General features: G+C 72.5%; 20 protein-coding genes. 7 read left to right on the top strand and 13 right to left on the bottom strand.

Annotated elements, in window-relative coordinates:
• Positions 1-19: 19 nt before the first annotated feature.
• From AB0K03_RS06305 to AB0K03_RS06295, 3 genes are read left to right on the top strand one after another with little or no spacing between them, the layout of a single operon-like run.
• Positions 20-2,191, top strand: a complete 2,172-nt coding sequence (locus AB0K03_RS06305) for an AGE family epimerase/isomerase (protein WP_364681300.1) — start codon at positions 20-22, stop codon at positions 2,189-2,191.
• Positions 2,188-3,690 carry a GMC family oxidoreductase N-terminal domain-containing protein gene (locus tag AB0K03_RS06300; protein ID WP_364681297.1) on the top strand — a complete coding sequence of 501 codons (1,503 nt, stop codon included), beginning with the start codon at positions 2,188-2,190 and terminating at the stop codon, positions 3,688-3,690. Before AB0K03_RS06305 ends, AB0K03_RS06300 begins: the two co-directional genes overlap by 4 nt.
• Before the next feature lie 11 nt (positions 3,691-3,701).
• The gene (locus tag AB0K03_RS06295) at positions 3,702-4,307 is read left to right on the top strand and encodes a DJ-1/PfpI family protein (RefSeq protein WP_364681294.1); all 606 of its coding nucleotides are present in this window, start codon (positions 3,702-3,704) and stop codon (positions 4,305-4,307) included.
• 7 nt (positions 4,308-4,314) lie between these two features.
• Here the strand turns inward: AB0K03_RS06295 and AB0K03_RS06290 are convergent, their stop codons facing one another.
• The gene (locus AB0K03_RS06290) at positions 4,315-5,334 is read right to left on the bottom strand and encodes a carboxypeptidase-like regulatory domain-containing protein (RefSeq protein ID WP_364681291.1); all 1,020 of its coding nucleotides are present in this window, start codon (positions 5,332-5,334) and stop codon (positions 4,315-4,317) included.
• A 16-nt stretch (positions 5,335-5,350) separates the two neighbouring features.
• Positions 5,351-5,812: a peptidoglycan-binding protein gene (locus AB0K03_RS06285; protein WP_364681289.1), complete on the bottom strand. Its 462-nt coding sequence runs from the start codon at positions 5,810-5,812 to the stop codon at positions 5,351-5,353.
• Between the two features lie 203 nt (positions 5,813-6,015).
• Here AB0K03_RS06285 and AB0K03_RS06280 point away from each other — a divergent pair, with 203 nt between their 5' ends.
• Together AB0K03_RS06280 and AB0K03_RS06275 are read left to right on the top strand one after the other, a co-directional pair.
• Positions 6,016-9,216 carry a TIM-barrel domain-containing protein gene (locus AB0K03_RS06280; protein ID WP_364681286.1) on the top strand — a complete coding sequence of 1,067 codons (3,201 nt, stop codon included), beginning with the start codon at positions 6,016-6,018 and terminating at the stop codon, positions 9,214-9,216.
• Between the two features lie 102 nt (positions 9,217-9,318).
• Positions 9,319-10,188 (top strand): universal stress protein, encoded by an 870-nt coding sequence (locus AB0K03_RS06275; RefSeq protein ID WP_364681283.1) that lies wholly within the window; start codon positions 9,319-9,321, stop codon positions 10,186-10,188.
• 75 nt (positions 10,189-10,263) lie between these two features.
• On the opposite strand, the gene AB0K03_RS06270 is transcribed toward AB0K03_RS06275, so the two are convergent.
• The 3 genes from AB0K03_RS06270 to AB0K03_RS06260 are packed head-to-tail and all read right to left on the bottom strand — an operon-like array spanning position 10,264 to position 12,643.
• On the bottom strand, positions 10,264-10,557 hold the full coding sequence (locus AB0K03_RS06270) for a winged helix-turn-helix domain-containing protein (RefSeq protein ID WP_364681280.1): 294 nt from the start codon (positions 10,555-10,557) through the stop codon (positions 10,264-10,266).
• A gap of 27 nt (positions 10,558-10,584) precedes the next feature.
• Positions 10,585-11,688, bottom strand: coding sequence for a hypothetical protein (locus AB0K03_RS06265; protein ID WP_364681277.1), 1,104 nt, complete (start codon positions 11,686-11,688; stop codon positions 10,585-10,587).
• A 13-nt stretch (positions 11,689-11,701) separates the two neighbouring features.
• Positions 11,702-12,643 carry a TerC family protein gene (locus AB0K03_RS06260; RefSeq protein WP_364681275.1) on the bottom strand — a complete coding sequence of 314 codons (942 nt, stop codon included), beginning with the start codon at positions 12,641-12,643 and terminating at the stop codon, positions 11,702-11,704.
• A gap of 275 nt (positions 12,644-12,918) precedes the next feature.
• Between AB0K03_RS06260 and AB0K03_RS06255 the strand changes: the two genes are divergently transcribed.
• Positions 12,919-13,290 (top strand): hypothetical protein, encoded by a 372-nt coding sequence (locus AB0K03_RS06255; protein ID WP_364681272.1) that lies wholly within the window; start codon positions 12,919-12,921, stop codon positions 13,288-13,290.
• Here AB0K03_RS06255 and AB0K03_RS06250 read toward each other — a convergent pair.
• The 7 genes from AB0K03_RS06250 to AB0K03_RS06220 all read right to left on the bottom strand — a co-directional run bounded on the left by AB0K03_RS06250 (position 13,285) and on the right by AB0K03_RS06220 (position 18,418).
• A complete protein-coding gene (locus AB0K03_RS06250) occupies positions 13,285-15,978 on the bottom strand; it encodes a cation-transporting P-type ATPase (protein WP_364681270.1) in 2,694 nt (897 codons plus the stop codon). The genes AB0K03_RS06255 and AB0K03_RS06250 overlap by 6 nt on opposite strands.
• Positions 15,979-16,041: 63 nt before the next feature.
• Entirely contained in the window at positions 16,042-16,674 is a 633-nt protein-coding gene (locus tag AB0K03_RS06245) for a hypothetical protein (protein WP_364681267.1), read from the bottom strand.
• A gap of 19 nt (positions 16,675-16,693) precedes the next feature.
• Positions 16,694-16,840, bottom strand: coding sequence for a hypothetical protein (locus AB0K03_RS06240; RefSeq protein WP_364681264.1), 147 nt, complete (start codon positions 16,838-16,840; stop codon positions 16,694-16,696).
• 65 nt (positions 16,841-16,905) lie between these two features.
• Positions 16,906-17,403 carry a cyclic nucleotide-binding domain-containing protein gene (locus AB0K03_RS06235; RefSeq protein WP_364681261.1) on the bottom strand — a complete coding sequence of 166 codons (498 nt, stop codon included), beginning with the start codon at positions 17,401-17,403 and terminating at the stop codon, positions 16,906-16,908.
• 16 nt (positions 17,404-17,419) lie between these two features.
• Positions 17,420-17,932, bottom strand: a complete 513-nt coding sequence (locus AB0K03_RS06230; protein ID WP_364681258.1) for a DUF2202 domain-containing protein — start codon at positions 17,930-17,932, stop codon at positions 17,420-17,422.
• A 22-nt stretch (positions 17,933-17,954) separates the two neighbouring features.
• Positions 17,955-18,260, bottom strand: a complete 306-nt coding sequence (locus tag AB0K03_RS06225) for a 2TM domain-containing protein (protein WP_364681255.1) — start codon at positions 18,258-18,260, stop codon at positions 17,955-17,957.
• A 29-nt stretch (positions 18,261-18,289) separates the two neighbouring features.
• Positions 18,290-18,418, bottom strand: coding sequence for a hypothetical protein (locus AB0K03_RS06220; RefSeq protein ID WP_364681252.1), 129 nt, complete (start codon positions 18,416-18,418; stop codon positions 18,290-18,292).
• 357 nt (positions 18,419-18,775) lie between these two features.
• Between AB0K03_RS06220 and AB0K03_RS06215 the strand changes: the two genes are divergently transcribed.
• Complete coding sequence (locus AB0K03_RS06215; RefSeq protein WP_364681249.1) at positions 18,776-19,657, top strand: universal stress protein; 882 nt, start codon at positions 18,776-18,778, stop codon at positions 19,655-19,657.
• 70 nt (positions 19,658-19,727) lie between these two features.
• Here AB0K03_RS06215 and AB0K03_RS06210 read toward each other — a convergent pair whose 3' ends face one another.
• Positions 19,728-20,417, bottom strand: a complete 690-nt coding sequence (locus tag AB0K03_RS06210) for a CBS domain-containing protein (protein WP_364681246.1) — start codon at positions 20,415-20,417, stop codon at positions 19,728-19,730.
• Positions 20,418-20,501 lie beyond the last annotated feature (84 nt).

Raw genomic sequence — 20,501 nt, 5'->3', positions numbered from 1 at the left:
CCCGCTGAAAGAGGGCACTGTGCCGAACAACCTCGACTTCACGTTCTCCGACCTCGTCGCCGGGTACGTCATCAGCGCCGACCCGGAGAACGGGCGCTTCGAGATGAACACCTCCGACGGGCGGCCGTTCGTCGTGCAGCTCACCCCGACCACCACCGCCGAGATGCTGCGCAACCTGGGCGACGCGTACGTCGACGCCACCGCGCAGCTGCCCGGGATGCTGGAGCACGGCCGGCTGCTGCACGCGTACGGCGTGTTCTATCCGTCCGACTCCGAGGCGGGAACCGCCTTCGAGGCCAAGCACGTGCTGCTGTTCGGCAAGGCGGCCGACGAGCTCAAGTTCGAGTCGCCGAGTTGGTGGAGCCAGCAGATCCGCAGGCTCGCCGACTTCTATCTGGACAGTGAGTTCGGCATCGGGTCGACGACGTTCGACTACCGCGCCTACACGACCGACCTGACCATGGAAGGCGCCAAGACCTCCACCATGCGCCAGGAGACCGACACCATCTCGAGACTGGTGTACGGCCTGGCGACCGCTTACCTGATGCACGGTGATCCCCGGTACCGCGACGCCGCGGTGGCCGGTGCGCGGTACCTCATCGACCACCTCTGTTTCGTCGACCGCACCGAGCAGATCGCCTACTGGTACCACGCGCTCGTGCTGCGCCCGGACGGGACCGAGGTGAAGGTCTTCGCCTCGGAGTTCGGCGACGACTTCGACGCGATCCCGTGCTACGAGCAGATCTACGCGCTCGCCGGGCTCACCCAGGTGTACCGGATCACCGGCGACCCGAAGCTGCGCGAGATCATCGACATGACGATCGCGATGTTCCATCGCTACTTCGAGGACAAGACCAGCTATCCGGACGGTACGCCGCGCCGGGGCTACTACTCGCACATCGACCCGGTCACGTTCGACCCGCTGAGCCCGGCGCTGGACGACGGGATCCGGTCCAACCGCGACCGCAAGAACTGGAACTCGGTCGGCGACCACATCCCGGCGTACCTGATCAACCTCTTCCTGGCCACCGGCGAGCAGCAGTACGCCGACGAGCTGGAGTCGTTGTGCGACCAGATCACCGAGCACTTCCCGGACTACGACAGCAGCCCGTTCGTCCAGGAGAAGTTCTTCGGCGACTGGAGCCCGGACCGCCACTACGGCCAGCAGCAGGACCGCGCCATCATCGGGCACAACCTCAAGATCGCGTGGAATCTGACCCGGGTGAACAACCTACGGCCCAAGGCGGAGTACGTGGCGTTCGCGAAGAAGATCGCGGGGCTGATGCCGGGGGTCGGCATGGATCCGCAGCGCGGTGGCTGGTACGACATGATGGAGCGGCACACCGGTCCGGGGCAGCGTTTCCACCGGCTGGTCTGGCACGACCGCAAGGCGTGGTGGCAGCAGGAGCAGGGCATTCTCGCCTACCAGATCCTCAACGCCGTCTACGGCGATCCGCTGTACGCGAAGTACGCCCGGGAGAGTTCCGCGTTCTACAACGCCTGGATGCTCGACACCCAGGCCGGCGGCGTCTACTTCAACGTGCTGGCGAACGGGAACCCGTTCATGCTCGGCGGTGAGCGCAGCAAGGGCTCCCACTCGATGGCCATGTACCACAGCGCCGAGCTGTGCTATCTCGCCGCCGTGTACTCCGATCTGGAGAGCCGGCAACACCCGATGGACCTCTTCTTCTCCCCCGGGCCCGGAGCCTTCGGCGGGGTTCTGCGCGTCGCGCCGGACCTGCTGCCGCCGAAGACCCACAAGATCATGCAGGTCTGGATCAACGGCCACGAGCACGCCGACTTCGACGCCGAGGCGCTCACGGTGACGCTTCCGCACAGCACCGAGCCCCAGCAGATCCGCGTCCGTCTCGCGCCCGCGAGCTGCACGTTCAGCGCGGACACGCTCGGCGTCTCGGACGGCGTCGCGCGGATCTCGCTGGCCGGATCGCTCAGCGCGGCACAGGTCGGCGTGTTTCGCGGCCAGGTCGACGAGGCGCTCGACGCCGGGGCCCGGACCGTCGTCCTGGAGGCGGGTGACCTCGTCTACCTCGACCCGGAGGCGGTCCGCTACCTCGCGACCGCCAAGCAGCACCGCGACTTCCAGCTGACGGTCACCGGCGCCCAGGGCCAGGTGGCCGAGGAGCTGACGGCCAGCGAGCTCGACCAGGAGCTCGCCGGGAGTGCCTCGTGAACTACGACCACATCGTCGTCGGATCCGGTTCCGCCGGCACCGTTCTCGCCACCCGGCTGTCGGAGGACCCGGGCTGTTCGGTGCTGCTGCTGGAGGCGGGCCCCGACTTCCCGGACCTCGACCTGCTCCCGTCGGATCTCGCCTCAGCGGCGACGGTGTCGGTCGTCGACCACGACTGGGGCTACCGCGCCGAGGCGGTTCCCGGCCGGACCATCGAGTACGCCCGCGGCAAGGTCACCGGCGGCTGTTCCGCGGTCAACGGGGCCATCGCGCTGCGCGGCCTGCCCGCCGACTTCGCCGAGTGGTCCGGGCTCGGCAACGACGACTGGTCGTGGGACCACGTCCTGCCGTACTACCTCAGGATCGAGAACGACCAGGACATCGAGGGCCCGTTGCACGGCAGGAACGGACCGACCCCGGTCGTGCGGTTCAAGCACGACGAACTCGTACCGTTGCAGAAATCGTTCCTGGACGCCTGCCTGGACCACGGCTTCGGCTACGTGGCGGACCACAACGATCCCACCAGCACCGGTGTCGGCCCCATCCCGATGAACCGGCGCGGCGGGCTGCGCGTCTCGACGGCCGTGTCGTACCTGAGCCGGGCCCGCAACCGGCTGAACCTGACCGTCCGGCCGAACACGCTGGTGCACCGGGTGCTGTTCGAGGGAACCCGGGTTGTCGGCGTGGAGGCCGAGGTCGACGGCGTGCTGCAGAAGGTGCACGCCCGCCACGTCACGCTGTCGGCCGGCGCGATCAACACGCCGGCGATCCTGCTCCGCTCCGGGGTCGGCCCACCGGCGCAGCTGGAGGAGCTGGGCATCCCGGTCGTGCTGGATCGCCCGGGCGTCGGCGCGAACCTCATCGAACATCAGCAGATCACGGTGGGGATCATTCCCAAGGACGGCGTCGCCCAGCCCACCGACCCGGACGTCCAAGTGCTCGCCCGCTACACCGCGCCGGGCACCGAGCAGTTCAACAACATGCAGCTGTACTTCGTCAGCCGGTACGTACCCATCACCCACCGGCCGATCAGCGTGATGAGCGTGCTGCAGAAGCCGGACTGCCGGGGACGGGTCTCGCTCACCACGACGGACCCGCACATTCAGCCGGACATCGTCCTCAACTCGTACGGCGAGGCGAGCGACCGCAAGGTTGCCCTCGACGGCGTCCGGTTGTGCTGGGAGATCGCGACGTCGAAACCGATCGCCGAGCTCTCCGCGGGTCTCGCGGACACGCTCACCGAGCGGCAGCTGGACGACGACGAGGCGCTGCTGAGGTACGTCAAGCAGCACTCCGCGACGCTGTGGCACCCGGTCGGCACCTGCCGGATGGGCGGCTCCGGCGATCCGGACGCCGTGGTGGACCAGCACCTCGCGGTGCACGGCCTGGACGGCCTGAGCGTGGCGGACGCCTCGGTGATGCCCGCCCACGTCAGCGCCAACCCGAACCTCACCTGCTTCGTCATCGGCGAGCGGGCCGCCGAGTGGCTCCGGAACTGAAGGGGACAGTCATGAAGATCGGTGTCCTGATCGAGGACCACTTCGACCAGACCGAGTACCGCGCGTTCAACCGCTACTTCCCCGAGCAGGGCTTCGAAGTCGAGTACCTGTCGCACCTGTGGGGACAGCCGCAGCTGACGTTCGGCAGCAACCCCGACGACGGCACCGTCGAGGAGCACGTCACGGTGACGGCCGAGGTGGCCACGGCCGATCCCGCCGACTACGCCGGGATCATCCTGATCGGCGCGTACGCGATGGACCGGTTGCGTTACCAGACGGAGATCGCCGGTCCCGGCGCACGCAACGGAGCGCCCGCGGTGGAGTTCCTCCGCCGGGCGGTGGCCACGCCGGACCTGCGGATCGGGACGATCTGCCACTCGCTGTGGTTGTTCTGCGCGGATCCGGACCTGATCCGCGGCCGCCGGGTGACGTGCGCCCACAACATCGTGTGCGATGTCGAGAACGCCGGCGGCATCGTCGAGTTCGCCGGGCGGTCGACGGCGGACCTGGTGATCGACGGCAACCTCGTCTCGGCGCGGCACCCCGAGGTCACCGACCGCTTCATGGCCGCCTTCCTGTCGGAGATCACCAGCGGGGCGGCGGCCGTCGCGTCCTGAGCGAGGGTCACAGCACAGGCCCGGCACGTGACAGTTGCGGCACTGGACCGCCCAGCCCCGGGAAGTCGACCACCAACGGACGCCGGCCGATCGGGATCGCCGTCGCGTGGTCGAGGTCGGCACCGCCCGGGTAGCACCAGGTGCGGCCGATGCACAGCTTCACCCGCTGGCCCGGCAGCAGGCGTACGACGTAGCGGGTGCTGTCCGGGGTGTCGCTGACCGCCATGATCTCGTGGGTGCCGGCGTGGAGGGCGTACACCGGGCCGGTCACCGGCTGGTCCGGGGTGCCGCCGACGGCGTTGCCGGAGACGACCGTGCCCACGCGCAGCCGCTGGTCGGCCACGGTGGTGCGCCCGGCGACGACCCGGATGCGGTGGGCGCGGCGGCGGTCGGTGGCGCCGCCGGACCATTGCGCCGCGACCCGGCCGGTGGGGCCCGCCGTGCCGTCGGGCATGACGAACAGCTTCCATCCGTACGGTCCGAGCGCCGGGAAGGTGTAGCGGCCCGCGCCGACGACGTTCGGGGTGGTCTCCTGCCACAGCGGATCCATGGAGGCCACCGAGACCTGGGCCGTGACCGGGGCACCGGTGGCCGCTTCGGTCAGCGTCCCCGTCACTGTCCCCGCCGGGTCGAGCCGCACGTCCGGCAGGGTGAGCACCCCGGCGGCCGGCGCGTCCACCACGAGCGCGGCGTCCCGGTCGCCGGTGCCGCCGCGTACGCCGAGCCACTGCATGCCGTGCTCGGCGTCGCCGGGCTGGACGAAGAACGAGTACCGGCCCGGCGTCAGCCCGTCGAAGGTGGCGATCCCGGCGCCGTCGGAGCTCGCCCGGGCGCCCCACAGGTCGGCGAACCGGTCCTGGGCGGCGATCGCGTGCACGGTCACGCCGGGGACCGGGACTCCCGTCCGGGCGTCCCGTACCACCGTGGTGATGCGTGCGGGCCCGGCGGCGGCCGCCGGCGCCTGCGGTGACAGAGATCCCGCCGCCACCGCGCAGCACGCGGCGGCGGACAGGAGCCGGCTTCTCATCCCCGCGCCGTCCGGCTCAGAACGAGAGCATGCCGCTGATCAGGGCCTGCCAGGTCATCGGGCCGACGATGCCGTCGACGGTCACGGACGGGATGTCGGCGTGCAGCGCGCTCTGGAAGCCTCGTACGGCGGCCTCCGTCTTCGGTCCGAAGACGCCGTCGACCGCGAGGCCCTTCGACGGGTCGCCGGAGAGGTTGCGGAACTGGAATTCCTCCTGCACGCCACGGACGGCGTCGCCCTCGGAGCCGCGGCGTACCTGGATGATCAGGGCGCTCCAGGTGTGCGGGCCGACGATGCCGTCGACCGCGAGGCCGGCGTCCCGCTGGAACGAGCGCACCGCGGCGTCGGTCTTCGGTCCGAAGATGCCGTCCACCGCGACGCTGTGGCCGCGCGCCCGCAGCAGGTACTGCAACGTGGGTACGGGGTGTTCCTTGGCCCCCTGCTTGGTCAGCGGCCAGGGGCTCAACGTGCCTGCCATGGTCTGTCTCCCTCCGTTTCGGCCCAGGGTCGGCCGGGCCCGGCGAAGGTCAGTAGAGCCGAAAGTCCCCCTCGGCGTGCCGGGACATCCGGCCCGCAAAAACCGGGGAATGTGCCCTCGAGGGCATTGTCAAGAAACCTTCCAGCAACAAGAGTGAGCACGTCCGTTCATGCATCGACGGATATCGCACGGAAGGAAACACCATGCGCCATGGCGCCCCCACCCGGCGGATCGTCGCCGCGGCGGCGGTCCTGCTAGCCGGACCGGCCACCCTTCTCGTTCCCTCATCGCCGGCGCAAGCCACCCACGCCGGCGCCGACCGCTCCACAGTCGTCTCCGGGAACGCCCGCTTCCAGGTGCTGTCGCCGACGCTGATCCGCACCGAGTACGCCGGCGACTCGCGCTTCGTCGATGCCGGCACCTTCAACGCGGTGCACCGTACCGGCTTCCCGGCGCCGCGCTTCACGAGCCGGACCCGCGACGGCTGGCTGACCATCGACACCGGATCCGTCACCATGCGCTACCGGGTCGGGTCCGGGCCGTTCACCGACGACAACCTCACGGTACGGCTGACGTCCGGCCGGCAGGTCGTCCAGGCCGCACCCTGGGCCGGGCACACCCCGCCGAACTGTGCGGTCGGCGCGCTGTGCGAGGCCGAAGCCGGGGCCCTGCGCGGGCTCGGCGTCGCCACCGACCACCGTGGCTACACCGGCCAGGGATTCGTGGCCGGGTTCGAGGGCGCCGACGACTCGCTGACCTTCACCGTCACGGTCCCCACCGCCGGGACCTACGAGTACGACGCCCGCTACGCCAACAGCACCGGCGGCGACGGCAAGGACGTCACGCGGACGCTCACCGTCGCGGTCGACGGCGCCTCGGCGGCCCAGCTGTCCCTGCCCAGCACCGGCTCGTGGGACACGTGGAAGCAGGCCGGCACCGCCGTCACCCTGACCGCGGGACGTCACGAGATCGCGGTGCGGCGCGACCCGGCCGACTCCGGTCACGTCAACATCGACAGCGTCGCCCTCGTCCGCCCCGGCGACGCGTACCCGCAGCCTGTTCCGCCGGCTGCGCAGGAATGCGCCTTCGGGACGCTCTGCGAGGCGGACACCGGCGCCCTGGCCGGCGGCGCGCGGCTCGCCCGCGACCACAACGGTTACTCGGGTGAGGGCTTCCTCGCCGGGCTCGAGCGCACCGGCGCGAGCGACACGCTCACGGTCACCGGCGTGCCGGCCGCGGGCGAGTACAGGCTGCAGTTGCGCTACGCCAACTCGCGTCCGGGCGCGCAGCCGGCCCGTACCCGCACGATGTCCGTCCAGGTCGGTTCCGCTGCGGCCACCTCGGTGGAGCTGCCGACCACCAGCGGCTGGGACTACTGGCGTACGGTCAGCACGCCCGTCACGCTCGCGGCCGGGACCAACACGGTCACGCTGGGCTGCCCCACCGACGACAGCTGCAACGTCAACGTCGACACCGTCGCGCTGACCACCGCCGGGGCGCCGCTGCTCGCCCCGCACGCCCCGCTGGGCGGTTACCGCCGCTCGCTGGACAACGTGGACGGCGGCGCGCTCACCGCGCCCGGCCTGCTCTACACCGACGGCTGGTCGCTGCTCGACGACACCGCGTCGGCGCTGTTCGACCCGAAGACCAGCAAGGTCACCCAGAAGCCCGCCCACACCGGCGGCTACCAGGACGGGTACGTCTTCGCGTACGGCCAGGACTACGCCCGCGCGCTGCGGGAGCTGTCCGTGCTCACCGGCCCGACGAAGCTGCTGCCGCGCTGGACGTACGGCGTGTGGTACTCGGAGTACTACGACCGGACCGCGGCCGACTTCCAGAACATCGTCGAGCGGTTCCGCAGCGAGAACGTTCCCCTGGACGTGCTGGTCGTGGACACCGACTTCAAGGCCGCCAACAAGTGGAACGGGTGGGAGATCGACCCGTCCCGGTTCCCCGACCCGAAAGCGTTCCTCGACTGGCTCCACGCGCAGGGCCTGCGTACCACGTGGAACGTGCACCCGAGCATCCTCGGTAACGATCCGAAGTTCCCCGCCGCGCAGGAGACCGCCAAGGGAAAGCTGCAGCGCACCGGCTGCAACAGCGGCGCCGACTGCTACACGTTCGACTGGGGCGACCCGGACCAGCTGGCCGCGTACTTCGGGCTGCACAAGGACCTGCAGGACCTGGGCATCGACTTCTGGTGGCTGGACTGGTGCTGCGAGGACTCCAGGTCCACCCTGGCCGGCGTGACGCCGGACGCGTGGATCAACCTGAACTATGCGGCCGAGAACGGCTTCGCCTTCTCCCGGGCGTACGGTTCGCTGCAGGCGGGCGGCTACGCCAACCCGACCTCCGTGCCCACCGGGCCGTGGGCGGACAAGCGGACCACGCTGCACTTCACCGGTGACACCGTGTCCAACTGGGAGACGCTGCGCTACGAGGTCGGCTACGCGCCGGGCGAGTCCGCGGCGACCGGGCTGGCCGCGGTCAGCCATGACATCGGCGGGCACACCCGCGGCCTGCAGGAGCCCGGCAGCGAGCCGGGCAGCACCAAGCTGCCCGACGATCTGTACGCCCGCTGGGTGCAGCTGGGCACGTTCCAGCCGATCGACCGCCTGCACTCCAACCACAGCGACCGGCTGCCGTGGCAGTACGGCCCGGCCGCGAACGCCTCCGCCGCCGAGTTCCTGCGGTTGCGGGAGCGGCTGATGCCGTACACGTACACCGCGGCCGCCCAGGCCACGCGCGACGGGCTGCCGATGGCGCGGCCGCTGTACCTGGCGTACCCGGGCGAGCAGGAGGCGTACGCGACCGCCGGCGCCGAGTACCTGTACGGCCCCGACATGCTGGTCGCACCCGTCACCGAGCCGGGCGCCGGCGCGACCACGCGGGTGTGGTTCCCGCCGGGCAGCACCTGGACCGACTACTTCACCGGGGTGACGTACCAGGGCGGCACCAGCGCCGACATCACCACCACGCTGGACACCATGCCGGTGTTCGTGCGCTCCGGCGGCATCGTGGTGACCCGGACGAACGACGTCGGCACCGACGCGGGTCACCCGCTGGACGCGGCCACCGTCACCGTCGCGACCGGCGACGACGGGCGCGCCGAGCTGTACGAGGACGACGGCACGAACCACGCCCGCCACGCCACGACTGCGCTGGCGTACCGGGACGGCTCGCACACGCTGGTGGCCGGGCCGCTCCGCGGCGGCTACCCCGGTCGGGTGGGCGAGCGGGACTGGACGGTCGCGTTCACCGGGGCGGACGCGCCGCGCACCGTACGCGTCGACGGCCGCGTCCTCGCCCGCTCGGCGTGGTCGTACTCGGCGCAGACGCGGACCCTCACGGTGCACGCCGGCCACCGGCCGGTCCACCGGGCGGTGACCGTCAGCTTCCGATGAAGCGGTACGGACCGGTGGGCCACAGGGCCCACCGGTCCGGGACCTGCCGCCCTGTCACCCCCCATCGACCGGCGTGACGATGGGGGGAGAAGGGAGAGTCCCATGACCGCCAAGAAGATCATCGTCGGTTACGACCGCTCTCCGGAGGCCCGTGCCGCCGCGGCGTGGGCGCTGGACGAGGCGGCCCGCACCGGTGCGCTGGTGGAGTTCTTCTACGCGTACGAGTGGCCGACCTGGGCGCCGGCGGCGTCCACGGTGCCGTCCCCCGCGGTCTGGCCCGACGGTGAGACCGACCGCGCCATCAAGGGCACGCTGCAGGACGCCGTGGTCAAGGCCCGGCAGACCCATCCGCAGGTGCGCACCGAGGTGTCCATCGTCAACGCCAGCGCCGCCCTCACCCTCATCGACCGCTCCGCCGAGGCCAGCCTGATCGTGCTGGGCAGCCAGGGCCACAGCGCGGTGACGGGCATGCTGGGCTCGGTCAGCGTGGCGGTCAGCGCCCACGCCCACTGCCCGGTCATCGTCGTACGGGGCCACACCGAGCCCACCGGGCCCGTGGTGGTCGGCGTCGACGACTCGCCCTGCGCCCAGCTCGCCCTGACCTTCGCCCTCGACCAGGCGGCCGAGCGCGGCGTGCCCGTCCGGGTCATCCACGCCTGGCGGCCCGTCTCCGGCATCTGGGAGGACAGCCCGCTGGTCAGCCGCGCGGTCACGGCCGAGGAACGCCGTCCCTTCGACGAGCTGGTCGCCGCATGGCAGGAGAAGTACCCGCAGGTGAAGGTCAGCGCGGAGGCCGTCGTGGACCACCCCGCCCACGCCCTGGCCGCGGCGAGCACCACCGCGCAGCTGCTCGTGGTGGGCACGCGGGGCCGCGGCGCGTTCCGCGGGATGCTGCTCGGCTCGGTGAGCCAGCACCTGCTGCGGCAGTCGGCCTGCACGGTGGCCATCGTCCGCGAGGTCGCCGGAAGCTGAGCCGTACGGTGACGCCGGGCCCGCACCCCGCGGGCCCGGCGTCGCGCTGTCCCGGCAAGCCCGCGCCACGGCCGGCTACGCCGTGGGCGGCGCGGGCTTGCCCTCGAGCACGGCCAGGATCTCGCCGATCTGGTGCTCGCGTTCGAGCGGGTGCCGCAGCGGCAGCTCGCGATGCAGCTCGTACCGGTTGCGACGGCCGTCGCGGGTGCTGGTCAGGTAGCCGGCCTCGACGAGATCCGCGACGATGCGCTGCGCCGCCCGTTCGGTGATGCCGACCTGGGCGGCCAGGTCCCGGTGCCGGAGGCCGGGGTCGCGGGCCACACAGAGCAGCACGTGGGCATGGTTGGTGAGGAACGTCCAATCCGGCACGGGCTCCCATCCTACGCGAGGACCGCGTCACCGCCGGACGGTCAGGGCGACGCCGTGGTGCCGGTCGAGCACGCCGGGCGTGGTGAACGCGATCCAGCCGCCGCGCAGCAGCACCAGCTCGATGAGGTCGTCGACCGCGTCGTCGATGACGTCGGGGTGGTCCACGTCGGCCGCCGGCACGAGGGTGTCGCCGTCGTCGCCGATCCTGGCCGGGTAGTACAGCGTCTCGTCGACCGCGAGCATCTCCGGGCGCTGGCTCCGGGCGGCCCGCCACGCGGCGGGCATGCCGGAGTAGACCCGGCCGGCCGCGGTGCGCTGCTCGATGAGGGCGAGCGCGTCGCGCTCACGGCGGTGCAGGTACGCGTCGAGCACCGCCCGGATGCGGGAGGTCAGCTCGGCGGGGGCGGCCGCGGTGAGGTTGCCGCGGACGGTGCCGGCGAGCCGGGCGCAGTTGACCGATATCCGGCGGAAGGCGGCCGTGGCCCGCTCGTCGCCGACCAGCACCAGCGGCGCCGGGTGGACCCGGGCGTACGCGCCCAGCGCCGCATCGACCTGGCGATAGAACTCCAGCGGATCCGAGTCGCGTGCGGGCCGGTCGGCGCGACCCCTGCCCCGGGCCGGTGTGCGGGCCGGGGCGTGCAGGGGGAAGGCGGAGGTCAGCGCCGGCAGGAGGCTGTCGGCGGCGGCGTCGAACAGCCGGGCCTGCCGGGTGTTGAGCGCCAGCACGAGGTGACGCGGGGTCCGGTGCAGGGACCGGACCAGGTCGCGGGTGGCGAAGGTGGGGTCGACGACGGCACGGTCGCGTACGCCGATCGGCAGCCGGAGCAGCGCCTCGCAGGACGCGCTGGCGTACAGGGCGAGGGCGCGTCCCGCCGGGCCGCGGCGGGCCTGCTCGACCAGGGCGGCGAGGCGGCGCACCGCCGGGGCGGCCGCGGCGGGCTGGAGCTCGGCACGGACCCGCGCCACGGCCTGGCCGGCCAGAGCGTCCAGGCGCAGGGCATCGGCGGTGTGCAGCTCGGCCGCCGGGGTGGTGCTGAGCAGCACCGAGATGGCGGGGTAGTCGCGGACCTGCTGCAGGGCGGTGACCTGCGCCGGGGCCGGTACGGCGGCGAACGGGACGGTGGACGGCATCGGGCTTCCTCCTTCACGTACGGATGGATGTCGATCGGCGGGCGGGGCGGGTGGAGAGCAGGCTCCAGGCGATAGAGGCGCCGATGGTGGCGACGATGACCCCGAGCGTGAGCGGGACGGGCAGCTTGCCGACCGGCGTCTCGGAGAGGATCAGCTTGACGCCGGCGAAGACCAGCAGCACCGCCAGCCCGTAGTGCAGGTGCACGAACCGCCGCAGCAGCCCGGCGAGGCAGAAGTAGAGGCTGCGCAGGCCGAGGATGGCGAACGCGTTGGCGGTCCAGACGAGGAACGTGCTGGTCGTGATGGCGAGGATCGCCGCCACCGAGTCGACGGCGAAGATCAGGTCGGTGGCCTCGACCGCGACGAGCACGACGAACAGCAGGGTGGCCACCCGCTTGCCGTCGATGCGGGTGAAGAACCGAGCGCCGTGGTACGCCGGGTCGGTCGGCACGATCCGGCGGACGAGGCGTACCACCGGGTTCTGGTGCGGTGGTGTCTGCTCGCCGTGCCGGAAGGCCATCTTGTATCCGGTGTAGACGAGGAAAGCGCCGAACACGTACGCCGTCCAGAAGACCGTCTCGAGCAGCTCCGCGCCGACGAAGATGAACACGAGCCGGAAGACCAGCGCGCCGACCACGCCCCAGAACAGCACCTTGTGCTGCACACCGGCCGGGACGGCGAACGCGGTGAAGATGAGGGCGAAGACGAAGACGTTGTCGATGGACAGCGCCTTCTCGATCAGGTACCCGGCGTAGTACGTGCCGGCGACCTCACCGCCCTGCCACAGCCAGAGCAAGCCACCGAAGGCCAGCCCGGCGGCGATCCACACGGCGGACCAGACGGCGGCCTCGCGGAATTCCACGACGTGGTTGTCGCGGTGCAGGAACAGGTCGATCGCCAGCATGAGCGCGACGGCGACCAGCACCGCCAGCCAGGCCCACCAGGGTGCGGACACGGGACTCCCTCCGACCGGCCGCGACCCCGGGCAGGGGCTTGCGCGGCACATGGTCGACGGTCTCCCCGGACCACCGGCGGTGGCCGCGGCGCCGGGACCCGGATGGCCGGTTCCGTACTGACGACGCCGCGTCGAGCTCGGGTACTCCCCCTCGATGTACGACCAATAATACCCGAAACACATGTCGTACTTCAACCTCCGGGGACCTCCGGCCCTTTACCGCGGACGCGGGCCCGGAGCAGGCTGGAAGGGGACACCCGGAAGGGATGGCGGTCATGAGGCTGAGCCTGCGCGACGCCGTCGCCGCGCTGATGATGGGAGTGATCCTGACGCCGTACGCGACGCTCCTGGTCCGCGGCCGGGCGCCGTACGTCGCGAACGTGGCGACCATGGCGGCGCTGTCGCTGGCGGTCGCAGCCGGTGTGTTCGTGGTGGCCGGCGGGATCACCGTCCGGACGCTGATCGGCCGGGTGGAGATCGGCTTCGCCGGCGCTGCGCTGGTGCTCGGCGTCGTCACGATCGTCCTCGGCGACACGCCCCTCGGGCAGCTGCTCCTCGGCGCCTTCATCACGATGGTGCTGCTGACGTGGGGCACCCAGCTGCTCGACCACGCCGGCTACATGCAGCCGCCGCACCGGCCCTCATGACGTCCACCGTTCCGCCCGGCGCCGGCGGTACAGCTCGTCCACTCCCCACACCAGCAGCGGGAACGGGGCCAGGAAGGCCAGGTGCGCCGGGCCCAGCGACGCGGTCCCGAACAGCGCCTGCAGCGGCGGCAGGTAGATGACGGCCGCGGCGAAGACCAGTTCGAACGCGATCCCGCCCAGCAGCAGCCGGTTGGTGAACAGCCCGATCGAGCGCAGCGAGGCGCGGTCGGTGCGGGCGGCGAAGGCCGTACCGATCTGGCAGGCGACGATGCCCGCGAACGTCATGGTGGTGGCCTCGCGGTAGGCGCCGTGCAACGCGGAGCTCGGTCCCGTCGCCGCGCCGGGCTGCCAGCCGGCCCGCCACAGCGACCAGAAGAACCCCGCCATGACCAGGACCGCCGACACGACGCCCAGCAGCCCCCAGGCGCGCAGCAGGAGCCGGCGGTCGATGACACCGGCCCCCGGCGAGCGCGGCGGCCGGCGCATCAGCCCCGGTTCCGCCGGCTCGCGGCCCAGCGCCAGCGCGGGCAGCGTCTCGGTGCCCAGGTCGATGGCGAGGATCTGCAGCACGGTCAGCGGCAGCGGCACGGCCCCGCCGGAGAGCGCGAAGATCAGGAACGGCACGACCTCCGGTACGGCGTGCGCGAAGATGTACAGCACGAACTTGCGGACGTTGTCGAAGACGCGCCGCCCGGCGTGCACCGCCCGCACGATGGTGGCGAAGTTGTCGTCGGTGAGCACCATCGTGGCGGCCTCCCGGGCGACGTCCGTGCCCGAGCGGCCCATGGCGACGCCGATGTCGGCGTGCCGCAGGGCCGGGGCGTCGTTGACCCCGTCGCCGGTCATCGCCACGATGCTCCCGGCCGCCCGCAGCGCCTCGCAGATGCGCAGCTTGCCCTCCGGCGTGGAGCGGGCGAAGACGATCTCCTCGGTCCCGCCGAGCAGCCGGTCGAGCTCCGCCTCGCTCATCGCCTCCAGCTCCGTGCCGGTGACGACGCGGCCGCCGCCGATGCCGGCCTGCCGGGCGATCTCGGCCGCCGTGGGCCCGTAGTCGCCGCTGATGACGTGGATACGGATCCCGGCCCGGTGGGCGCTGTTCACGGCTCCGGCCACCCCGGCGCGCAGCGGGTCGGCCAGCGCCAGCAGCCCGAGCAGCGTGAGGCCGGTCTCCGCGTGGTCGCGCTCGGGCGCCGTACGGCCGGCGCCGACGAAACCGTAGGCCACGGAGAGCACCCGCAGGCCGGCGGCGGCATACCGGTCGACCGCGGCCTGCAAACCCGTCCGCACCTCGGCGGAGAGCGGCACGCTGCGCCCGTCCCGGCCGACGACCCGGTCGCACAGCGGCAGCACGGATTCCACGGCTCCCTTGGTGTGCACCCGTGCGCCGTCCACGGTGGACATGCGCTTGAGACGGCTGTCGAACGCGTACAGGAAGGTGCGCTCGGCGTCGCGCTCGGCGGCGTGCACCGGCACGGAGAGCTGGTCCGCGAAACGCAGCAGCGCCAGCTCCATCGGATCGCCGGTGTCGTGCGGAGCGCCGTCCCCCGCCACCCGGGCCGTCGTGCAGCGGGCCGCGGCCGTGGCCAGCTCGCGCGCCCGCCCGTCGCCGCGCGCGGTAGCGGCGTCCATCTCGGATCCGTAGAGCCACACCCGGGCCACCCGCATGCGGTTCTCGGTCAGAGTCCCCGTCTTGTCGGTGCAGATGACCGCCGTCGAGCCGAGCGTCTCCACTGCGGACAGCCGCTTCACGACGGCGCCGACGCGGGCCAGCTCCCGCACGCCGACGGCGAGGGCGAGCGTGATGGTCGGCAGCAGGCCCTCGGGCACGTTGGCCACGATCAGCCCGATCGAGAAGCTGATGGCCGCGGCCCAGCCGAGCCCGGCCACCACCCCGATCGGCAGGAACGCGACCCCGGCGGCGACCGCCACGACGGCGATGATCCAGGTGGCCCGGCGTACCTGGCGCTCGAGCGGGCTGGGCTCGCCCCGGCCGCGCTGCGAGAGCGCGGCGATCCGGCCGATCTCGGTGTGCATGCCGGTGCGGGTGACCACCGCCCGGCCCTCCCCCGCGGTGCAGACGGTACCGCTGAACAGCATCTCGCGGGCCTCCAGCAGCGGGCCGGCCACGACCTCCGCGTCCGCCGACCGCGTCGCCGGCACCGATTCGCCGTTGAGCGCCGACAGGTCGACCGACAGCGCGCCGTCCACCAGCCGGCCGTCGGCGCAGATGCGGTCCCCCTCCGCGACCACCATGACGTCGCCGGGCACGAGCTCCCGGGCCGGCACGTCGCACAGCGCCCCGTCGCGCAGCACCCGCGCCGACACCGGCAGGTACGCCGCCAGCGCCTCGACGGCCCGCTCCGCCTGCATCTCCTGCGCGAAGGCGAACGCCGCGTTCAGCAGGATCACCGCCACCACGGCCAGCGCGAGCGCGGAGGTGCCGCCGAGCCACGCCAGCCCAGCGGCCACCATGAGCAGCACGGCGAGCGGCTGGGTGAACTGGGCCAGCAGCTCGCGGGGCCAGCGTCGCCGCTCCCGGCGGGAGAGTTCGTTCGGGCCGTACACGGTCAGCCGCCGGGCGGCCTCCCTCGTGCCGAGCCCGGCGGGACCGGTCCGCAGATCCCGGAAGAGTTCGACGGGGGGACGCCGTTCGTCGACCGGGGTGGGTACCGTCGTCGTCTGCGTCATGATTCCAGGCTTTCCACCGCGTACGCGGGCCGGACAGGGCCGATGGGCCCGCACGGTGCGGCCCTACGGCAACAGGCGTCGCACCGCCGCACCGGTGACGGCCGCCATCGTCGCGGCCATGACGAGACCGCCGGCGATCCCGACGGCGACGACGAGGATCATCGCCTGCCCCGGGTGCCAGAGCGGCATGGTGACGAGCAGGAACGCCGCCAGCCCGGCGAGCCAGGCGACGGCGGTGGCGGCGATCCACCAGCCCGCGTGGCCGATGAAGCGGCGCAGCACGGTCCACTGGGCGATCCCGATCGAGCACAGCAGCAGCAGGCCGAGCAGCACCGCCACGGCGGCGGTCACCGCCACGGGCCAGCTCTGCCAGACCCCGGAGAAGGTCGACGGCGACATGCCGATCAGGTACGCGACCACCGCGGCAACGGCCGTCACGGCGACCCAGCGGCGCCGGGGGAACCGCGGCAGTGCCCAGCGCAACACGAGGGCCTGGCCGGTGCCCAGCACGGCGCCCTCGACGGCGCCCGCGGCCAGGATGACGGGCATCGCCACGGCGGCGTCCGCGTCGGCCAGCAGCGCACCCGCGAAGGCCGGCGCCAGGAAGCCGAGGAACTCCGCCACCGTGACGGTACGCAACCAGGCGCGGAACACGCCCGCGCGGTTCAGCACGTGCACGGCCGCCGACGTCGTCATGCCGCTCACCCGTGAGGTCTCAGCGGCGGCGCGGCGCGGCGCCCACCGGGTGGTGCGCCATCGTCTCCACCGCCGCCGTCACGGCCGAGCCGACCACGGCCAGGACGAGCCCGGTCAACGGCAGCAGAGTGGACCCGCCCAGCGCGATCATCCGACGCTTCGTCATGGTTTCCTCCTCTTCCCGCCTCCATCCAACGCCGCCGCGGACCCCGCCTGGAGGGGCGCAGGACCTCAGGTCACGGGCCTTTCCGCCTGCTCCGGGCCCGAGGGGTACGCGTACAGCTCGACCAGCCGTACCCGCGCCGCGGTGAGCCGGTCGGCGAGCACCCCGAGGAACCGCATCGCCAGCTCACGTCCCAGGTCGGCGTCCTCGGCCATGAGCCGGCGCACCTGCGGGGCGTCGAACTCGATGGCGTGGCACTCGTCGGCGACCACCGCGCCCAGCGACCACCGGTACGGCGGCAGCAACCACGACCAGCCCACCGGCGCGCCGGACTCGATGCGCTCGATGACGATGCTGCCGCGGCCGGGCACCTGGAAGTCCAGGGCGACCGCCCCGGAGGTGAGCAGCCAGAAGGTGTTCGCCGGCGCCCCTTCGTGGAAAAGGCGGTACCCGGGATGACGCAGGGCCGGGCGGCCGAGTGCGGCCAGCTTCTGCAGCCAGTTCGTGGGCAGGTCGCCGACGAAGGGGTGCAGGGCGAGACGGTCGAAGACGGTCAGGGGGGCCATCGGTGTCCTCCGTGCGCTAATGCGAGCTCCAGGCCTGGGCGACCCGGATCTGCCGGTGGGCGGCCAGCAGGATGTGCAGGCACACCTGCCGCACGTCGGGCGCGGCGAGCCCGGGAAGGACGTCCTCGAGCATCCGGACCACCTCCGCGGCGGCACGCCGGACCACGGCCAGCGCCGCGGCGCGCCCCGTACGGCCCTCGGCCAGGCACTGGTCGTAGCGGGCCTGCACCCCCGGGTCGGCGAACACCCCGGCGCCGAGGCCCGCCGACGGATCGGCGAGGCCGTGCCGGTCGAGCAGCTCGCGCAGGGCGGTCAGCTCACGGGTCTGCGCCGGCGCCGTCCGCGGGAAGGCGGCGTACCGGTCGGCGAAGGCAGCCAGCAGGTCGTGGCCCAGCTTCGTGCGCTGAGCCAGCTCCAGCAGCAGCGTCACCTGCCCGGCGGTCACCGGGCCGCTCGGCGCGACGGCCCGGTCGGGGGCGCAGAAGCCGGCGCGGTCGCGCCAGGCCTCGCTCGGGGTGGCGGTCGGCATCGGGTCCTCCGGTGGGTCGGGCTCAGCCGTGGCTGAGGCGGTCCATCTCACGCCGGATGCGCTCCTCCGGCGGGTTCTCGGGGGCGTACACGTCCCAGATGTGGAAGGCGACGCCGATCCCCCAGCCGAACAACGGGAAGATCGGCCAGTAGAAGCCGCCCGGCATGGTGACCAGCCAGATCCCGTTGAGGAAGAGGTTCACCAGCACGTACGCGAGCACGTGCGCCTGCACTTCGCGCTTCTTGCGCAACCGGGTCACGGCGAGCTGCCGCAGCTCGGCGGTGTCGTCCTCCGGGGTGATCCCGGTGGGGTGGAAGGTGGTGCTCATGGCGTCCTCCTTTCGAGGCGGTGGGCGTCTCAGCGCCGGCCGTGACGGGCGGTGCGCCGCTGCGGCGGCAGGATGCGGTCGATCAGGTCCTCCAGGACCGGTCCGGCCACGATGAGCAGGGCCAGCACGGCCAGGATCACGACGATGAGCCACGACATCGCACTCAACTCCCTCGGCGTCGCGCGGGAACCACGCGTCCCGTGCCTTGATGGTCTCCGGTGCTCCGCGCCCGCGGACAGAGTCGGGAGTCCGGTGCGGGCGGGACCTCCGTCCGCCGGACGGGCCCGGGGCACGGCCGCCTTGTGGGGACCATCGGCCCTGTCGCCCGCGCCCGGGCGGAGCGATGCTGGCCTTGACGCCACCGGGGACCGGACCCAGCGACCGGGCCGAGGAGACAGCGGATGGCCGTAGCGCCACCAGACCCACCGTCGTCAGGACGGGAACCTGGTCCGGCCGCTGCGGAACGAGGCCCCGGTGGCGTCTCGTCCACACCGGACGGAGAGAAGGTGAACGCGATGGAGAGCGTCACCGGCGCTCCCGTGGTCGTCGGGGTGGACACCTCGCCCCGCAGCAACGACGCCGTGGAACTGGCGGCGGCCGAAGCGGCCCTGCGCCACCGGCCGTTGCGGATCGTGCACGCGTTCCTGTGGCCCCTGGCCCGTCTCGGCGTGCCGCCGGCGTCGCCGTACCCCGCCCTGGACGCCTTCCGCGACGAGGCACGCAGCCTGCTCACCGACGCCGAACGGCTGGCCGTGAAGGTGGCGCCCGGCACCGACGTCACCACCGAGATCATCACCGATCTGCCGGTGCCGGCGTTGCTGACCGAGAGCCGGCACGCCGACCTGCTCGTCGTGGGCGACCGCGGGTCCGGTGGCTTCCGCGGGCTGGTCGTCGGATCGGTGGCGGTGCAGACGGCCACGCACGCCTTCTGCCCGGTGCTGATCGCCCGGCGCCGGCGTGAGGCGGCGGGCCCGGTCGTCGTCGGTATCGACGGTTCCGAGGCGTCGCAGCGCGCGCTGGAGTTCGCCGCGCGCGAGGCCTCGCTGCAGGGCGTCGACCTGGTCGCCGTGCACGCCTGGGGCCTGCCGCCCACGGTCGCGGCCGGCGAGCTGGTGCCGCTGGCTTACGAGCTGGCGGCGGCGCGCGCGGAGGAGGAGCGGCTCCTGGCCGAGTCCCTCGCCGGGACCGCGGACCGGTGGCCGGACGTCCGGGTCCAGCGCGACCTGCACCGCGGCACCCCGGCACGGGCGCTGCTGGGCTGGTCCCGGCGGGCCCGGCTGGTCGTCGTCGGCAGCCGCGGGCACGGAGGCTTCCCCGGCCTGCTGCTCGGCTCGGTCGGCCAGCACCTCATCCACCACGCGGCCTGCCCGGTCGCCGTGGTCCGCGCGGCACCGTGACCGGCGCCGCGCCCCGATCCTGGTGACGGCCACCCCCACGGCCGTCACCAGCCGTTTCCGGCCCGGCGATTCAGGCGATGCCGTACGCGATGCCGGTGCCGAGCACGTTGCTGTCGTCGTAGTCGTACTCGAGCTCGTCCACGACGCCGACCACGCCGGCGATCTGCCGGGTGAGCCGCTTCGCGATGTCCGCAGTGGACCAGCGGTCCACGTGACCCTTGAGCGTGACGACACCGTCCTGCACGATCGTCTTGACGGTCAGCGCGTCGTCGGCGAGGTAGATGCGCAGGATGCCTTCCTCGACGTCGCGGCGGATGTCGTCGTCGGGGCGCAGGTGCACCTTGAGCAGGTCGCCGCGGGACACGATGCCGACGAGACGGCCGAGGTCGTCGATGACGGGCAGCCGCTTGACGCCCTCGCGATCCATCAGCCGCGCGGCGGCCGCGATCGGCGTACCCTTCAGGGCCGTCACCGGCGGGATGCTCATCAGGTCCGCGGCGGTCCGGGCGTCGGCCTTGACCCGCTCGCCACGCCGGCGGCGTCCCTCGAACAGCCGCGGCTTCTCGCCACCCGCGTACTCGATCTTGCGTAGCAGGTCGGCCTCCGACACCACGCCGGTCACCCGCTGGAAGTCGTCTACCACCGGCACGGCGCTGAGCCGATGCCGGATCAGCAGGTCCACCACCGTCCGGTAGGGCGCGTCCTCGGGAACTGTGACAACCGAGGTGGTCATCACGTCGTCCACATGCCAGTTCTTCATCACGAGACCTCCTTGTCGCGTCACCTCAGACGGTAGGAGGACCGGGACGAGCGGGTCAGGGCCGACAGTCCCATACCCCCGGGA

It is taken from the genome of Actinoplanes sp. NPDC049316 (assembly GCF_040677315.1).
Classification (GTDB): domain Bacteria; phylum Actinomycetota; class Actinomycetes; order Mycobacteriales; family Micromonosporaceae; genus Actinoplanes.
The sequence above is the reverse complement of the archived record's forward strand: the minus strand, read 5'-3'. Positions and strand labels throughout refer to the sequence as shown.

Bases quoted from the DNA above. Each gene is read 5' to 3' on its own strand.
- AB0K03_RS06295 (WP_364681294.1), top strand. From the start codon at position 3,702: ATGAAGATCGGTGTCCTGATCGAGGACCACTTCGACCAGACCGAGTAC.
- AB0K03_RS06290 (WP_364681291.1), bottom strand. From the start codon at position 5,334: ATGAGAAGCCGGCTCCTGTCCGCCGCCGCGTGCTGCGCGGTGGCGGCG.
- AB0K03_RS06285 (WP_364681289.1), bottom strand. From the start codon at position 5,812: ATGGCAGGCACGTTGAGCCCCTGGCCGCTGACCAAGCAGGGGGCCAAG.
- AB0K03_RS06280 (WP_364681286.1), top strand. From the start codon at position 6,016: ATGCGCCATGGCGCCCCCACCCGGCGGATCGTCGCCGCGGCGGCGGTC.
- AB0K03_RS06275 (WP_364681283.1), top strand. From the start codon at position 9,319: ATGACCGCCAAGAAGATCATCGTCGGTTACGACCGCTCTCCGGAGGCC.
- AB0K03_RS06265 (WP_364681277.1), bottom strand. From the start codon at position 11,688: ATGCCGTCCACCGTCCCGTTCGCCGCCGTACCGGCCCCGGCGCAGGTC.
- AB0K03_RS06255 (WP_364681272.1), top strand. From the start codon at position 12,919: ATGAGGCTGAGCCTGCGCGACGCCGTCGCCGCGCTGATGATGGGAGTG.
- AB0K03_RS06250 (WP_364681270.1), bottom strand. From the start codon at position 15,978: ATGACGCAGACGACGACGGTACCCACCCCGGTCGACGAACGGCGTCCC.
- AB0K03_RS06245 (WP_364681267.1), bottom strand. From the start codon at position 16,674: ATGACGACGTCGGCGGCCGTGCACGTGCTGAACCGCGCGGGCGTGTTC.
- AB0K03_RS06240 (WP_364681264.1), bottom strand. From the start codon at position 16,840: ATGACGAAGCGTCGGATGATCGCGCTGGGCGGGTCCACTCTGCTGCCG.
- AB0K03_RS06235 (WP_364681261.1), bottom strand. From the start codon at position 17,403: ATGGCCCCCCTGACCGTCTTCGACCGTCTCGCCCTGCACCCCTTCGTC.
- AB0K03_RS06230 (WP_364681258.1), bottom strand. From the start codon at position 17,932: ATGCCGACCGCCACCCCGAGCGAGGCCTGGCGCGACCGCGCCGGCTTC.
- AB0K03_RS06225 (WP_364681255.1), bottom strand. From the start codon at position 18,260: ATGAGCACCACCTTCCACCCCACCGGGATCACCCCGGAGGACGACACC.
- AB0K03_RS06220 (WP_364681252.1), bottom strand. From the start codon at position 18,418: ATGTCGTGGCTCATCGTCGTGATCCTGGCCGTGCTGGCCCTGCTCATC.
- AB0K03_RS06215 (WP_364681249.1), top strand. From the start codon at position 18,776: ATGGAGAGCGTCACCGGCGCTCCCGTGGTCGTCGGGGTGGACACCTCG.
- AB0K03_RS06210 (WP_364681246.1), bottom strand. From the start codon at position 20,417: ATGAAGAACTGGCATGTGGACGACGTGATGACCACCTCGGTTGTCACA.